The following is a 14,198-nucleotide window of genomic DNA, read 5'->3' as shown; positions in this document are numbered from 1 at the left end:
CATGACACCTGAACTGCAACGGATGGACTGGATGCCTTCGCCCCCGCTTGCGCCGATCGACAGCCCGCTCGACCTCGATCACCTCTCCCGGATGACGCTCGGCGATGCTGAGCTGGAGCAGGAAGTGCTGGCCATGTTCGCGGAGCAGGCGGCCCGTCTGCTCGTAGCGATGACGGCATTGCCGGCCGAGACCGGCGCGCTCGCGCACAAGCTCAAGGGCTCGGCGCGCGGGATCGGCGCCTTTGCGGTCGCCGATGCCGCAACCAGCCTGGAGACTGCGATCCGGACCGGCCATGGCCGGCCCCACGCCCTGGCCGCACTGAAAGAGGCAGTGGCCGAGGCCCGCGCTGCCATCGCGGCGATGCTGAAGCGTTAAGCCGATACGGCCGGAGCCGGGCTCTAGTCGCTTGTTTTGACGCGTTTTCTTCCCGCAAAGCGGGATTCAAATCGCAACAAAACGCTATGGCGCCGGGCTGACCGACCCGTTATAGGACAGCCGGGACCCTCCTTCATTCAAAGCACCGCGGCAGCACGAGCACACATGGCCAAGATTCACTTTGTCGACCACAAGGGCGAAACCCGCACGGTGGAAATCGAGAACGGCGCAACCGTGATGGAAGCTGCGATCCGCAACAGCATTCCCGGCATCGAGGCCGAATGCGGCGGCGCCTGCGCCTGCGCGACCTGCCATGTCTATGTCGACGAAACCTGGCGCGAGAAGGTCGGCAGCCCGACGCCGATGGAAGAGGACATGCTCGACTTCGGCTTCGACGTGCGCCCGAATTCGCGCCTGTCTTGCCAGATCAAGGTCTCCGACGAGCTCGACGGTCTCGTCGTGGCGACGCCCGAGCGCCAGGCCTGATCGTCGCCAAGTAGACTAATCCAAGTAGACTAAAGCGCGATGCGATTAGGATGAATCGTCATCGCGCTTTAGGTTAAGGTTATTGTTTGAGCATGATCTTTCCGGAAAACCGCTACACACTTTTCCGGATCATGCTCTAAATGCTCGGCGGCGCGACCTCGATGCCGCGCTTGTGCCAGGGTCTGAGCTTCTCGATCACCTCTGCGCTCAGCGGCGCGGGTCGCCGCGTGACCTCGTCGAGCAGGACGCCGACCGACGTCGCCGACGCAATGCACGTGCCGTTCGAGAACACGACCTGCTCGAATGTCACCGACGTTCGCCCGAGCTTGACGACGCCGAGGCCAAGCTCGATCGTGCTCGGCCAGTGCAGCTCGGCGCGAAAGTGCATGTCGAGCCGCACCATGATCCAGGCGAGCCCCGGCGGGGTCAGCCCGTATTCGGGAAGCTTCATCAGCGTGACACGGCCGGTCTCGAAATAAGTGGCGTAGACCGCGTTGTTGACGTGCTGGTTCGGGTCTAAGTCGCCGAACCGGACGTTGTCGCTGAGGCGAAACGGAAAGTCCTCAAGGCGCGGGGGCGTGTCGAGGCGGGCTGGTGCGTTCACCGATTGATCTCCGTCATATCCATCCTCGTTACAGCCCAGTTATTTTGGCCCGGCAAGTGGGCGGCTGCGGGACGATCCCGCTTTTATGCCTTCCCTGTTCCATCCCCGTTGGCTAGACAGGCAGGGTCACCTCTGCCCAACGGGCGCCGTCCAACCGATAACGATCGATAAAGAGACGACATGAGCGACGTGATCAAAACCGATGTGCTGATTATTGGCGCCGGCCCGTGCGGTCTGTTCGCCGCCTTCGAGCTCGGCCTTCTCGACATGAAGGCGCATTTCGTCGACATCCTCGACAAGGTCGGCGGCCAGTGTGCCGAGCTCTATCCGGAAAAGCCGATCTACGACATTCCCGGCATTCCGCAGGTTTCGGGGCAGGGGCTCACCGACGCGCTGATGGAGCAGATCAAGCCGTTTCATCCGACCTTCCATCTCGGCGAGATGGTCGAGACCGTGGAGAAGATCGGCGATCCCTTGTTTCGCTGCACCACCGATGCCGGCAAGGTGTTCGAATGCAAGGTGGTGGTGATCGCGGCCGGCGGCGGCTCGTTCCAGCCCAAGCGCCCGCCGGTGCCCGGCATCGAGGCCTATGAAGGCACCTCGGTGCATTACGCCGTGCGCAAGATGGAGACGTTCCGCGACAAGAGCGTGCTGATCGTCGGCGGCGGCGATTCCGCGCTCGACTGGACGCTCAACCTGCATCCGATTGCGAAGCGCATCACGCTGCTGCATCGGCGTGACGAGTTTCGCGCCGCGCCCCACAGCGTCGAGCAGATGCGCGCGCTGGTTGTCGGCGGCAAGATGGATCTGCGGCTCGGCCAGGTCACCGCGCTCTCCGGCGCCGACGGCAAGCTCGCCGGCGCGACCGTCAAGGGCAACGACAACAGCATCACCGAAATCGCCTGCGACACCATGCTGCCGTTCTTCGGGCTGACCATGAAGCTCGGCCCGGTCGCGAACTGGGGCATCGCGCTGGAGAACAATCTAGTGCCGGTCGAGACGTCCGCGTTCGAGACCAATGTGCCGGGCATCTTCGCGATCGGCGACATCAACACCTATCCCGGCAAGATCAAGCTGATCCTGTGCGGCTTCCACGAGGGCGCGCTGATGTCGCAAAAAGCCCATCGTTATGTCTATCCGGAGAAGCGGCTCGTGTTCCAGTACACGACCTCGTCCTCCAGCCTGCAAAAGAAGCTCGGTGTCAACTGACGGAAGCGCTCGGGGCAGCGATGCCCCATGTTTCTGGTGCTGGAACCGTTCGCGAAATCGCCGTAGTCTGCGGCCATTCCGGTCGTAGGCTTGGCCAGGTTTTTGGCTTAGCACAGTTTGGCTCTGCGAAGTCTTGGCTCAGCAAGGTGATTGGCTCAGCAAGGTGATGATAATGCGGACTCTCGTTTCCAGCTCTCGGCTGCTCTCCTTCCTCGCGCTCGCATTGTCGCTCGCGACGGTGACGCCGTGTGTGGCGCAGACCGCCGAGCCCACGGCGGCGGGCCTCTGGCAGAAGGTCGAAGACGGCAGGACGGTCGGATGGTTCCTCTTCGTCGACCACAACGGCGTCTTCGAAGGCGTGATCGCCAAGACCTTCCCACGGCCGACCGACGACCCGAACGAGGTCTGCTCCAAGTGCACCGACGATCGCAAGAACGCTCGGGTGCTCGGCATCTCCTTCGTCCGCAACATGAAGCGCGAAGGATTGAAGTATGAAGGCGGCAACGTGCTCAATCCGCGCGACGGCCAGATCTGGAAGGCCAACATGCGGGTCAGCCCCGACGGCCAGACCCTGACGCTGCGCGGCTATCTCGGCATCGCGCTGCTCGGCAAGGACGAAACCTGGACGCGCCTGCCGGATGCCTACATCGCGCAGGTCGATCCTGCCATCGTGGCAAAATACCTGCCCGCGCAGGCTGCAGCCGCAAAGCAACCGGCGCCCGCGGCGAAGAAGGGCGGCGCGATGATGGCGCCGGCGAAGCAGTAAGGGCACAGGTCGCGCGCTGCGCGGCCTCAATACCTCCCGCCTTGGCGCAGAGGCCTTCCCCGCCACCGGGTCTCCAACCTGTGCGGCCAGCTTCGCCGAAGAGGCGAATGCGCCGCAGACCGCTCCAGTAGTTCCCCGGAATGCGAGCTGGCGCCGGATTTGCATAGCTGTCGGCAAAGCTGCTGGGGGAGCGAGTCGCCGTCTCCACGCCTGCCGCGCACCATGCGGAGGGCGGACGGCAGCGTTTGCCCCGCGGTGATCACTTCGACCGCGGAGACCACATGAAACCTGCAAGACAGTGTGCCGCCGTGCTGCTGGGGCTGACGGTTCTGACGCATTCGGCGCTGGCGCGCGACGACGGCCGCTTCGCCAACTCGCCCCTAAAACCCTGGTTCGAGAGTCTGCGTAGCGAGTTCGGGCAATGTTGCTCGGATGCGGACGGCTACGTCATCGCCGACGTCGATTGGGAGTCCGATCGCGGTCGCTACCGCGTGCGCCTCGACGACGAGTGGGTCGTGGTGCCCGACGGCGCGGTGATCACCGTGCCGAACAAGATCGGCCGCACCATGGTGTGGAAGCACTATATCGACGGCCATCCGCGCGTGCGCTGCTTCATGCCGGGCAGCATGACGTAGACGCGCATGTCATTCCGGTCGGCGCGAAGCGCCGAACCCGGAATGACAAAGCCAAGCCTAGTGCGCCTGGTTATTCGAACCCGCGCTCGCGAGCTGCTTGATCCGCGGTGACAGCACGGAGACCTGCACCGGCGAGGCCGGCATTCCGGCGACGATCATGGTGGGCGCGGTCGACTGCTCCTCGACGCCGGCGGCGCCGAGCACCTGCACCTGCGTCGCCGTGATCGGAAACGACGTCACTTCGTAAGAGGGAAGCTCGCTGGCGAACGCGGCAGCCGAGCTTGCAATCATGGCGCCGGCAACGGCAATCATCGAGACAACACGCATTGGAAAATCTCCGTGGAAGATGTGAATCGATGGTTTGGTCGCCGCGATGGCGGCACAGGTTCGCTCGTGCGCGAACATTCCCGTTGTCTTCGGCGCAGATATTGATTGCGTGATGCGAAGGGACGAAACGCGGAAGAAGTTTTCCGCTCCAATGTTTCCGGACGGTTTCGCGGAAGGCGCCGCTGCGCTCCGCTCAATGCTCTTGCAGATCAAGCTGCGCAGATCTCGCCGGCGCGGCGGCCGCGGCAAAGCGCAGGCGCATCGTCGTGCCGCAGCCGGGCGCGGAAGCGACGATCAACTCCCCGCCATGGGCCGCCATGATCTCGCGGACGATCGACAGGCCGAGGCCGGCGCCTTCACCTGCGGCGTTACCGGTCTGGAACGGCTCGGTCAGCCGGTGTTCGGCGCCGTCAGGCAAGCCCGCGCCATCATCGTGAATCGACACGCCGTCACCGCCGAGCGTGGCGACGATGCGCCGCGCGCCATGGGCGTGGATGAGCGCGTTGCCGACCAGATTGGCAAGTGCGCTGCGGATCGCAGCATCCACGCCCTGCACCACGAATGGACCTTTCCCATTCTGCTCCAGCGCAAGCTCGATGCCGGCATCCAGCGCCGAGGGGCTGAAATCGGCCAGCACGTCGAGCGTGATCTGGGCAAGATCGATGGGCCGCTTCTCGATCGCATGATTTTGCAGTCGCGCCAGGTCCAGCATCGCCGAGACCAGCGAGGTCAGCCGGCGGACGTCGCGCACCAGCTCGGCTTTCAGGGCCGGGTCAGGCACATCGTCGATCTTGGCGCGCAGCAGCGTGAGTGGCGTGCGGAGCTGATGGGCGGCGTTGCCGAGGAAGCGGCGCTGCATCCTGATATAGGCGTCGATCTCGCCGAAAGCGCGGTTCAGCGCCTCGACCAGGGGCTGCAACTCGCGAGGGACCTCGGACAGCGATATCAAGCCTTGCGGCGCCGAGGGATCGATCGCGAGCGCGCGGCGTGCCACCCGTTCGATGCCGCGCGAGACGAAACGTGCGGCAAGCGCCGAACCAACGGCAACGGTCGTCGCAAAGGCCAGCGCCACCACGGCGATCGAAAAGGTGTTGCGGACGAGGAAGTTTCTTGCGATCCGGCCGAAGCGGACCTGAGGCTCGCCGACCATCGTCGTGAGCCGCAGGGGCCCTCGTTGCGCGACGGCGAGACAGAACGTGCTGTTCTGGTCGTGGGTGCTGAAGACGGACAAGCCGACGGGCCCGCGATAGGGGAATGCGAAAGGAAGCGGCGGCCGGTGCTCGCTTCCGTACTCGCTAACGAAGTCGCCCACTGATACCACGTACCAGAGGTTCGGACTGTCCGCCTTCAATTCCTCGAGCGCGGGAGTCGGGCGTACCGTCAGGTTTTGCCCGTTGATTTCAGTGGCGCGATCGAGAACGGCGGCCACGACCCGGCAGGCCCTGAACTCGCGTTCCTCCATCGGATACTTCGAGACGAAGATCGCGACCATGATCAGGAACACCGTCGTCGCGGCGATGCCGAGCGACAGCGCAAAGGTTCGGGCGATCGACCTCATCGCGGCGTTGCCAGCCGCAGGATGTCGCCGATGCCACGCATGCTGCGGATCTCGACGTCGCCGCCGAGCTCGGCCAGTTTCTTGCGCAGACGCGAGACCTGTGCCTCGAGCGTGTTGGACTCGATCTCGTCGTCGAAGCCGTAGATCTCCTCGATCAGCGCGGCGCGGGTGATGACGCGGTCGCGCCGCATCAGCAGCGCCCCCAGGATCAGCGCCTCGCGCCGGCGCAGCAGGACCCTGGTGTCGGCGACCACCGCCTCGTTGCTGCCGAGGTGCAGCTCGACATTGCCGAGCGACAGCACCGAAGGCGCGAGCAGCCGGGGCCGGCGCAGCACCGCGCGCACCCGCGCAAGCAGCTCCTGCGGCTCGAACGGCTTGCCGAGATAGTCGTCGGCCCCGCCATTGAGCCCTTCGACGACATCCTCCTTGGCGTCCTTGGACGTCAGCATGATGATTGCGGGCCGCTCCGCTGATTGGCTCAGCGCCGTGACCACCTGGAGCGCATCTCCGTCGGGCAGCATCCGGTCGACGATCGCCAGATCATACTTGAAGTTGTCCAGTGCCTGGCGGGCATCGGCGATCGAGCCGACGAGGTCGACGATGCCGTGCAATTGCCCGAGCAGCCGGCTGACATAGGCACCGATCTGTGGTTCGTCTTCGATCACGAGGGAGCGCACGCGGGTCGTCCTTGACTCTCTGGGGCAACAAAAACCCTGACCGTGACGCTCCCTGGCCGAATTCTGGCGTTTCGGCTCGTGCGCGAGGGTTCCCATAAAGGCGGCGAGCTTGGCGAATAAAAGGCAGGAACGGGTGAGCGCGCGGGCCCGGCCCGTCAAGTTTTGAGGGCGTAATCGCGGCCGTGCAATGTTGGCGCAATCTTGATCCGGTGGCGCGCCTGGCCAGCGCCGGACGTGTCCCCGAGGCATGGATCGCACCTTGCAATCTTGGGGCAATTTTGCCGGACCAGATGCTGTGGCTCCTAACCACATCAGTCGACTCGGCCTGCAAGGCCGGTCCGGGGCCCCGCAATGAATGATTTCGAAGAAGCCGCTCTCCGCCTCACGGCGATGGTGCGGCGGACGACCGCCTGTCTCGCCGCACTCGGTGCGATCATGGCAACTGCGCCAGTATCGGCGCAGACTGCGTTCACGCTGCCAGCGCCGCCATTCGAGCTGCCGATGCTGCCCTCGCCATCGGGAAACTGGACCGTCATGGTCGGCATCGGCGGCGAATACAAGCCCGAGTTCGTCGGATCGAACAACGGGAAGTTTCTTCCGATCCCGATCTTCTCCATCCGCCGCGCCGGATCGATCGACCAGTTTCGCGGACCGCGCGACAGCGCCAGCATCGCGCTGCTCGACATCGGCAATTTTCGCGCGGGGCCTGCGTTCAAATACGTCGCCTCGCGCAAGAGCAGCAAGTATGCGGAGCTGACCGGGCTCGGCGACGTCAAGGCCGCCTATGAGCTCGGCGGCTTCGTCGAGTACTATCCGGTCGACTGGCTACGCCTGCGCAGCGAGTTGCGCCAGGGCATGGGAGGTCATACCGGCACCGTGGCGGATGTTTCGGCCGACGTCATCGTCCCACTGATCCAGAGGCTGACGATCTCCGCCGGCCCGCGCTTCACCTGGAAGAGCACCAACGCCACCGCGCCGTATTTCGGCGTCGATGCCGTGCAGGCGCTGGCATCGGGGTTGCCGACCTACAATGCCAAGGGCGGTGCGCACTCGGTCGGCTTCGGCAGCCAGATCTCCTACCGCATCAATCCGCAGTGGGAGGTCCACGCCTATGTCGAATACGAGAAGCTGCTCGGCGATGCCGCGGACAGCCCGCTGGTGAAGCTGCGGGGATCCTCGAACCAGACCACCGTCGGTCTCGGTGCGTCCTATTCGTTCGATTTCAGGATCCGATAGATCATGCGCGGGAAGGTCATCCTAATTCTCGCCTGCGCGATCGCCTGCGTCGCGCTCGGCGCCGCCGCGGCGTTCGAGACGCGCGCGAGCCGGCTCCAGGCGATCAAGACCGTCGGCATCATCTCGGCCATCGGCGAGGAGATCAGCCTGACGCGAGCCGGCCTGACCGGGCTCGACAACGCCGCGCAGACCGCCTCGATCAGCGCATGGGGGCTGGACGAGCTGATCGTCCAGCAGGCGACGAAGCTGCTGAGTGGACGCTTTCGCGTGCAGCCGGTGAACTACCGGCGTGCGGCCTTCGCTGCGATCAGGGACTCGGCGGTCGCGCCCGTCAATCTCTTGCGCAGCGATCCGTTCAAGGAGCTGGTTCGCAGCGATGTCGCGCCGCAGGGACTGGATGCGTATATTGTCATCACCCGGGCGAGATCGAAGCTTGGAAACGGCCGCAACGTCGAGGGCGTCGGGCTGGCCGAATATCGGACGCTGCTTGCGGACTACGGGCTGATCCACGCGTTGTACGAGGTTCGCCTCATCGAGGGCAAGTCGTTCGACGTGATCGAGAAGAGGGCGGCCGCGCCGCTCGACAATACCGGAACGGTGCGGATCGCCGGCCCGAGCGGGCCGATCGAAGCGACGTTCGAGGGGGCGGGTTCGAGCGAACGGCTGCGCGCGGCGATCGCGGACCTGATCACGCGCAGCCTGCCGCTCACGCTGGGCGACATGCACCTGGTCGAGGGCCCGTGACGGTTCTGTTTTGACGCGTTTTCTTGACGCGAACCGGGATCCACTTCGCTCGAAAACGCTTTAGGTCACCGGCGCGGGATTGAACAGCGTCAGGTCGTTGTGGATGCCCCAGCGGTCCGACCATGGCTTGGTGCGGCCGCTCGCGACGTCGAGGATCAGGCGGAACAGGTCCCAGCCGGTCTCTTCGATGCTCTTCTCGCCGGTTGCGATCTTGCCGGCGTCGAAGTCGATCAGGTCCTTCCAGCGCCGCGCGAGCTCGCTGCGCGTTGCGACCTTGATCACCGGTGCTGCCGCAAGGCCGTAGGGCGTGCCGCGGCCGGTGGTGAACACCTGCAGTGTCATGCCGGAGGCGAGCTGGAGCGTGCCGCAGATGAAGTCGGAGGCGGGGGTTGCCGCGAACAGCATGCCCTTCTGCGTCGCCTTCTCGCCGGGCGAGAGCACGCCTTGAATCGCGCTCGAGCCGGACTTGACGATGGAGCCGAGCGACTTCTCGACGATGTTGGCAAGGCCGCCCTTCTTGTTGCCGGGCGTGGTGTTGGCGCTGCGGTCGGCGCCGCCGCGGGCGAGATAAGAATCGTACCAGGCCATCTCGCGCACCAGCGCGCGGCCGACGTCCTCGTTGATCGCGCGCCGGGTGAGGAGCTGGATCGCGTCGCGCACCTCGGTGACTTCCGAGAACATCACGGTGGCGCCGGCGCGCACCAGGAGATCCGCGGCAAAGCCAACGGCGGGATTGGCGGTGACGCCGGAGAAGGCATCGCTGCCGCCGCATTGCAGGCCGATGACGAGATCGGACGCCGGGCAGGTCTCGCGCTTGCGGGTGTTGAGCACCTTCAGCCGCGCCTCGGCCTGGGTCATGATCGCCTCGACGATGGCGCCAAAGCCGTCGAAAGCCTCGTCCTGCATGTGCACGATGGCGTCGTTCACGCCCTCCGGCACCAAGCGTTCCGGCGCCAGCTTCTCGCAGCCGAGGCCGACGACCAAAATCTCGCCGCCGAAATTCGGGTTGAGCGCGAGGTTCTGCAACGTGCGGATCGGCACCACCGCGTCCGGCGCGGTGATGGCGACGCCGCAGCCATAGGCATGCGTCAGCGGTACGACGTCGTCGACGTTGGGATATTTCGGCAGCAGCTCGGCGCGGATGCGCTTGACCGCATATTCCATCGTGCCCTTGACGCATTGCACGGAGGAGGAGATGCCGAGGATGTTCTTGGTGCCGACCGAGCCGTCCGGATTGCGGAAGCCCTCGAAGGTGAAGCCTTCGAGCGGCGGCAGCGGCGCGGGAACGGCGGTGGAGATCTCGAGCTTGTCGAGGGCGGGGGCCTCCGGCATGCGGATGCGCGCCTCGTCCACCCATTCACCGGCCAGGATCGACGACAGCGCGTAGCCGATGATCTCGCCATAACGAATGATCGGTTCACCTTCGGCGATGTCGACCAGCGCGGTCTTGTGCCCCTGCGGCACGAAGGCGCGCAGCGTCAGGCCGCCGGCAAAGCGCGAGCCGGCGGGGAGCCCGAAATCATTGACCACGATCGCGACGTTGTCGCGCTCGTTGAGCTTGATGTAGCGGGGCTGCTCTTTCGCTGCGACGTCCTGGTCCATCAAGGACTCCGAAGTGTAGGGTGGGTTAGCCCCGAGTGATTGCGCGAAGCGCAATCACTCGGCGTAACCCACCAATGTCTGTATCCGCGGAAGCAGAGGAGGTGGGTTACGCTGCGCTAACCCACCCTACGATGTCTACGATATCAGCCCGGATACGTATAAGCCGTCTTCACCGTGGTGTAGAACTCGCGCGCATAGGAGCCCTGCTCACGGGCGCCGTAGCTCGAGCCCTTCCGGCCGCCGAACGGCACGTGATAGTCGACGCCGGCGGTCGGCAGATTGACCATCACCATGCCGGACTCGCTGTTGCGCTTGTAGTGCGAGGCGTATTTCAGGCTGGTGGTGCAGATGCCGGAGGCGAGGCCGAACTCGGTATCGTTGGAGATAGCGAGCGCCTCTTCGTAGTTCTTGGCACGAATGACGGCGGCGACCGGGCCGAAGATTTCCTCACGCGCGATGCGCATGTTGTTGTTGGCCTCGGTGAACAGCGCGGGCTGCAGGTAGTGGCCGGGGTTCTCGCGCTTGAGCAGCTCGCCGCCGAAGGCGAGCTTGGCGCCTTCGTCCTGGCCGATCTTGATGTAGCGGAGGTCCTGGTCGAGCTGGTTCTGGTCCACCACGGGGCCGATATGCACGCCGGCCTTGAGCGCATCGTCCACCGACAGGCTGTTCAGGCGCTCGGCCATGGCGGCGACGAAGCGGTCGTGGATGCCTTCGGTGACGATCAGGCGCGAGGACGCAGTGCAGCGCTGGCCGGTGGAGAAATAGGCGCCGTTGACGGCGACCTCGACGGCGGTCTTGAGGTCGGCGTCGTCGAGCACGACCAGCGGATTCTTGCCGCCCATCTCGAGCTGGAACTTCTTCATGGGGTTCGAAAGCACGCAGGCCTGCGCGATCTTGCGTCCCGTCTGCACCGAGCCGGTGAAGGAGATCGCGGCGACGTCGGGATGCTCGAGCAGGGTCTGGCCGACGACCGAGCCGGAGCCGACGACGAGGTTGAACACGCCCGCGGGAATGCCGGAGCGGGTGATGATCTCGGACAGCGCATGTGCGGAGCCGGGCACGAGCTCGGCCGGCTTGAACACCACGGTGTTGCCGTAGCAGAGCGCCGGGGCGATCTTCCAGGCAGGGATCGCGATCGGGAAATTCCAGGGCGTGATCATGCCGACGACGCCGACTGGTTCACGGGTGAGCTCGACGTCGAGGCCGGGACGCACCGAGGCGCCCTTCTCGCCGATCAGGCGCAGCGCCTCGCCGGCGAAGAACGCGAAGATCTGGCCGGCGCGGGCGACCTCGCCGATGCCTTCGGGCAGCGTCTTGCCTTCCTCGCGGGCGAGCAGGCGGCCGAGCTCTTCCTTACGGGCGAGGATCTCGAGCGAAATCTTGTTCAGTGCGTCGAAGCGCGCCTGCGGCGTCGACTGCGCCCAGGCGGGGAAGGCGGCCTTCGCGGCGGCGATCGCCTTCTCGGTCTGCGCCTTGTCGGCCTTGGCGTATTCGCCGACGAGATCATTGGTATTGGAGGGGTTGATGTTCCTGGTGATGCCGGAGCCGTCGACCCATTCGCCGCCGATGAAATTCTTCAGGATCGCTGTCATCTTTTTCCTCCAGTGGAACGCTCTTGTTAACGGACGAGACAGGGACGCTTGTCGTCAAACGTCCAGCCGGGGATCAGGTCCTGCATGGCCATAGCGTCATCCCGCCCGCCGAGTCCATGCTTCTTGTAGAGCTCATGCGCGGCCTCGAGGGCGGCGCGGTCGATCTCGATGCCGAGGCCCGGGCGGTCCGGGACGGCGATCTTGCCGCCCTTGATCCGGAGCGGCTCTTTCGTCAGCGCTTGGCCGTCCTGCCAAATCCAGTGGGTATCGATCGCGGTGACCTTCCCCGGAGCGGCGGCGCCGACATGGGTGAACATGGCGAGCGAAATGTCGAAATGGTTGTTGGAGTGCGAGCCCCAGGTCAGGCCGTTGTCACGGCAAGTCTGGGCCACGCGCACCGAGCCTTGCATCGTCCAGAAATGGGGATCGGCCAGCGGGATGTCCACCGCCCCGAGCCGCAGCGCATGGGAGAGCTGCCGCCAGTCGGTGGCGATCATGTTGGTGGCGGTCGGCAGGCTAGTTGCGCGGCGGAACTCGGCCATGATCTCGCGGCCGGAGAAGCCGGCCTCGGCGCCGCAGGGGTCCTCGGCATAGGCGAGGATGCCGTGCATGCCCTTGCAGAGGTTGATCGCCTCATCCAGCGACCAGGCGCCGTTGGGGTCCAGCGTGACGCGCGCGCTGGGGAAGCGCTTTGCGATCGCGGTCACCGCCTCGATCTCCTGCTCGCCGCGGAGCACGCCGCCCTTAAGCTTGAAGTCGGCGAAGCCGTAATGGTCGTGGGTGGCTTCTGCTAGCCGCACCACGGCCTCGGGCGTCATCGCCTCCTGGTGGCGGAGGTTGAACCATTCCGCCTTGCCGGTTTCGCCGGTGACATAGTCGAGCTTCGACTTGCGGCGATCACCGACGAAGAAAAGATAGCCGAGCGTCTCGACGCTGCTCCGCTGCTGGCCTTCGCCGAGCAGGGCTGCGACCGGCAGGCCCAGATGCTGGCCGAGCAGGTCGAGCAGCGCGGATTCGATCGCGGTGACCGCGTGGATCATGACGCGGAGGTCGAACGTCTGCTTGCCGCGCCCGCCAGCGTCGCGGTCGGCGAAGGCGGTGCGGACGTCGGCGAGGATGTTGTTCATGGCGCCGACGGTCTTGCCGATCACGAGGTCGCGCGCGTCCTGGAGGGTCTGCCAGATCTTCTGCCCGCCCGGCACCTCGCCGACGCCGGTGTGGCCGGCATTGTCGGTGAGCATGACGATGTTGCGGGTGAAGAACGGCGCATGCGCGCCGCTCAGGTTGAGGAGCATGCTGTCGCAGCCCGCGACCGGGATCACCTGCATCGCCGTGATAACAGGTGCACCGGAAATCTCAGTCTGGGCCATCGCACGCCCCTCCCTGTTGCCTTGTTATTCTGCAGCCTGTTGTGACGATCGTGCGGCGGGCAGCTTCTGCACCAGCGCGGTCAGCTCCGCCATCTCCTGCTCGGTGAGATCGGTCAGCGGCGGACGGACCGGGCCGGAATCGCGGCCGATCACCTTCATGCCGGCCTTGATGATCGAGACCGCGTAACCCTTCTTGCGGTTGCGGATCGCGATCAGCGGCAGGATGAAATCCTTCAGGCCGGCCTGGATCGTGGCGTGGTCGCGCTTGCGCACCGCGGTGTAGAAGTTGGTGGCGAAGTCCGGCACGAAGTTGAACACGGCCGAGGAATAGGTCGTCACGCCCATGTCGAGATAGGGCAGCGCGAAGGTCTCGGCGGTCGGCAGTCCGCCGACATAGGTGAGGCGGTCGCCGAGCTTGGTGTAGACGCGGGTCATCAGCTCGATGTCGCCGATGCCGTCCTTGTAGCCGACGAGGTTCGGGCAGCGCTCGGCAAGGCGTGCGAGCGTGTCGGGCTGCAGGATGGCGTTGTCACGGTTGTAGACGATGACGCCGATCTTCACGGCGGCGCAAACGGCCTGGACGTGCGCAGCAAGGCCTTCCTGCTCGGAATGGGTGAGATAGGGCGGCAGCAGCAAGAGGCCGTCGGCGCCGGCCTTTTCCGCACCGATCGCGATCTCGCGGGCGATCGCGGTGCCGTAGCCGGTGCCGGCGAGCACGGGCACGCGCCCCTTGGTCTCGTCGACGGCGACCTTCACGACCTGCGGAACCTCTGACGGCGTCAGCGAGAAGAACTCGCCGGTGCCGCCGGCGGCGAAGAGACCTGCGACGTCATAACCGCACAGCCAGTCCATGTTGGCGCGATAGGTCGCCTCGTCGAAGGAGTAGTCAGCCCTGAACGGCGTGACGGGGAAGGACAGGAGGCCCGATCCGATCTTCTGGGCCATTTCCTGCGGGGTCATCTTGCTCATGGGCGCTCCCTTGTCGTGTTGCGGAGGACGCAAGCAGAGGCCGCGCG

15 protein-coding genes are annotated in these 14,198 nt (G+C 65.2%); 7 read left to right on the top strand and 8 right to left on the bottom strand.

Annotation, left to right across the window (positions count from 1 at the left end; translation table 11 throughout):
* Window position 1 precedes the first annotated feature (1 nt).
* Window positions 2–376: an Hpt domain-containing protein gene (locus N2604_RS29270; protein ID WP_260371516.1), complete on the top strand. Its 375-nt coding sequence runs from the start codon at window positions 2–4 to the stop codon at window positions 374–376.
* A gap of 165 nt (window positions 377–541) precedes the next feature.
* On the top strand, window positions 542–862 hold the full coding sequence (locus tag N2604_RS29265; protein WP_260371515.1) for a (2Fe-2S)-binding protein: 321 nt from the start codon (window positions 542–544) through the stop codon (window positions 860–862).
* 136 nt (window positions 863–998) lie between these two features.
* Here N2604_RS29265 and N2604_RS29260 read toward each other — a convergent pair whose 3' ends face one another.
* Window positions 999–1,466 carry a thioesterase family protein gene (locus N2604_RS29260; RefSeq protein ID WP_260371514.1) on the bottom strand — a complete coding sequence of 156 codons (468 nt, stop codon included), beginning with the start codon at window positions 1,464–1,466 and terminating at the stop codon, window positions 999–1,001.
* A 180-nt stretch (window positions 1,467–1,646) separates the two neighbouring features.
* Between N2604_RS29260 and N2604_RS29255 the strand changes: the two genes are divergently transcribed.
* The 3 genes from N2604_RS29255 (at window position 1,647) to N2604_RS29245 (ending at window position 4,076) form a co-directional block, all read left to right on the top strand.
* Window positions 1,647–2,675 (top strand): NAD(P)/FAD-dependent oxidoreductase, encoded by a 1,029-nt coding sequence (locus N2604_RS29255; RefSeq protein WP_260371513.1) that lies wholly within the window; start codon window positions 1,647–1,649, stop codon window positions 2,673–2,675.
* Between the two features lie 172 nt (window positions 2,676–2,847).
* Entirely contained in the window at window positions 2,848–3,441 is a 594-nt protein-coding gene (locus N2604_RS29250) for a DUF2147 domain-containing protein (RefSeq protein ID WP_260371512.1), read from the top strand.
* Window positions 3,442–3,722: 281 nt separating this feature from the next.
* Complete coding sequence (locus N2604_RS29245) at window positions 3,723–4,076, top strand: hypothetical protein (RefSeq protein ID WP_260371511.1); 354 nt, start codon at window positions 3,723–3,725, stop codon at window positions 4,074–4,076.
* Between the two features lie 57 nt (window positions 4,077–4,133).
* Here the strand turns inward: N2604_RS29245 and N2604_RS29240 are convergent, their stop codons facing one another.
* From N2604_RS29240 to N2604_RS29230, 3 genes are all read right to left on the bottom strand, one after another.
* On the bottom strand, window positions 4,134–4,403 hold the full coding sequence (locus N2604_RS29240) for a hypothetical protein (protein WP_260371510.1): 270 nt from the start codon (window positions 4,401–4,403) through the stop codon (window positions 4,134–4,136).
* Between the two features lie 193 nt (window positions 4,404–4,596).
* The gene (locus tag N2604_RS29235; protein WP_260371509.1) at window positions 4,597–5,961 is read right to left on the bottom strand and encodes a cell wall metabolism sensor histidine kinase WalK; all 1,365 of its coding nucleotides are present in this window, start codon (window positions 5,959–5,961) and stop codon (window positions 4,597–4,599) included.
* Window positions 5,958–6,638 carry a response regulator transcription factor gene (locus tag N2604_RS29230; protein WP_260371508.1) on the bottom strand — a complete coding sequence of 227 codons (681 nt, stop codon included), beginning with the start codon at window positions 6,636–6,638 and terminating at the stop codon, window positions 5,958–5,960. The genes N2604_RS29235 and N2604_RS29230 overlap by 4 nt, the downstream gene beginning before the upstream one ends.
* A 351-nt stretch (window positions 6,639–6,989) precedes the next feature.
* On the opposite strand from N2604_RS29230, the gene N2604_RS29225 reads away from it, so the two are divergent.
* Complete coding sequence (locus tag N2604_RS29225; RefSeq protein ID WP_260371507.1) at window positions 6,990–7,874, top strand: MipA/OmpV family protein; 885 nt, start codon at window positions 6,990–6,992, stop codon at window positions 7,872–7,874.
* 3 nt (window positions 7,875–7,877) lie between these two features.
* Window positions 7,878–8,618: a hypothetical protein gene (locus tag N2604_RS29220; protein ID WP_260371506.1), complete on the top strand. Its 741-nt coding sequence runs from the start codon at window positions 7,878–7,880 to the stop codon at window positions 8,616–8,618.
* 60 nt (window positions 8,619–8,678) lie between these two features.
* Here N2604_RS29220 and garD read toward each other — a convergent pair whose 3' ends face one another.
* The 4 genes from garD to kdgD form a co-directional block, all read right to left on the bottom strand.
* Window positions 8,679–10,220: a galactarate dehydratase gene (garD, locus tag N2604_RS29215; RefSeq protein ID WP_260371505.1), complete on the bottom strand. Its 1,542-nt coding sequence runs from the start codon at window positions 10,218–10,220 to the stop codon at window positions 8,679–8,681.
* Window positions 10,221–10,363: 143 nt separating this feature from the next.
* Window positions 10,364–11,812, bottom strand: a complete 1,449-nt coding sequence (locus tag N2604_RS29210) for an aldehyde dehydrogenase family protein (RefSeq protein WP_260371504.1) — start codon at window positions 11,810–11,812, stop codon at window positions 10,364–10,366.
* Window positions 11,813–11,838: 26 nt separating this feature from the next.
* The gene (gene gudD / locus N2604_RS29205) at window positions 11,839–13,182 is read right to left on the bottom strand and encodes a glucarate dehydratase (protein WP_260371503.1); all 1,344 of its coding nucleotides are present in this window, start codon (window positions 13,180–13,182) and stop codon (window positions 11,839–11,841) included.
* A 24-nt stretch (window positions 13,183–13,206) separates the two neighbouring features.
* The gene (gene kdgD / locus N2604_RS29200) at window positions 13,207–14,151 is read right to left on the bottom strand and encodes a 5-dehydro-4-deoxyglucarate dehydratase (RefSeq protein ID WP_260371502.1); all 945 of its coding nucleotides are present in this window, start codon (window positions 14,149–14,151) and stop codon (window positions 13,207–13,209) included.
* Window positions 14,152–14,198: the final 47 nt, after the last annotated feature.

Source organism: Bradyrhizobium sp. CB1015, assembly GCF_025200925.1.
Lineage (GTDB): Bacteria > Pseudomonadota > Alphaproteobacteria > Rhizobiales > Xanthobacteraceae > Bradyrhizobium.
Note: the sequence above shows the minus strand (reverse complement) of the source record. Positions and strands in the feature narration are given on the sequence as shown.

What these genes read in the sequence shown, in the direction of transcription:
- N2604_RS29270 (WP_260371516.1), top strand. Translation starts at nt 2, where the DNA reads ATGACACCTGAACTGCAACGGATGGACTGGATGCCTTCGCCCCCGCTT.
- N2604_RS29265 (WP_260371515.1), top strand. Translation starts at nt 542, where the DNA reads ATGGCCAAGATTCACTTTGTCGACCACAAGGGCGAAACCCGCACGGTG.
- N2604_RS29255 (WP_260371513.1), top strand. Translation starts at nt 1,647, where the DNA reads ATGAGCGACGTGATCAAAACCGATGTGCTGATTATTGGCGCCGGCCCG.
- N2604_RS29250 (WP_260371512.1), top strand. Translation starts at nt 2,848, where the DNA reads ATGCGGACTCTCGTTTCCAGCTCTCGGCTGCTCTCCTTCCTCGCGCTC.
- N2604_RS29245 (WP_260371511.1), top strand. Translation starts at nt 3,723, where the DNA reads ATGAAACCTGCAAGACAGTGTGCCGCCGTGCTGCTGGGGCTGACGGTT.
- N2604_RS29240 (WP_260371510.1), bottom strand. Translation starts at nt 4,403, where the DNA reads ATGCGTGTTGTCTCGATGATTGCCGTTGCCGGCGCCATGATTGCAAGC.
- N2604_RS29235 (WP_260371509.1), bottom strand. Translation starts at nt 5,961, where the DNA reads ATGAGGTCGATCGCCCGAACCTTTGCGCTGTCGCTCGGCATCGCCGCG.
- N2604_RS29225 (WP_260371507.1), top strand. Translation starts at nt 6,990, where the DNA reads ATGAATGATTTCGAAGAAGCCGCTCTCCGCCTCACGGCGATGGTGCGG.
- N2604_RS29220 (WP_260371506.1), top strand. Translation starts at nt 7,878, where the DNA reads ATGCGCGGGAAGGTCATCCTAATTCTCGCCTGCGCGATCGCCTGCGTC.
- garD (WP_260371505.1), bottom strand. Translation starts at nt 10,220, where the DNA reads ATGGACCAGGACGTCGCAGCGAAAGAGCAGCCCCGCTACATCAAGCTC.
- N2604_RS29210 (WP_260371504.1), bottom strand. Translation starts at nt 11,812, where the DNA reads ATGACAGCGATCCTGAAGAATTTCATCGGCGGCGAATGGGTCGACGGC.
- gudD (WP_260371503.1), bottom strand. Translation starts at nt 13,182, where the DNA reads ATGGCCCAGACTGAGATTTCCGGTGCACCTGTTATCACGGCGATGCAG.
- kdgD (WP_260371502.1), bottom strand. Translation starts at nt 14,151, where the DNA reads ATGAGCAAGATGACCCCGCAGGAAATGGCCCAGAAGATCGGATCGGGC.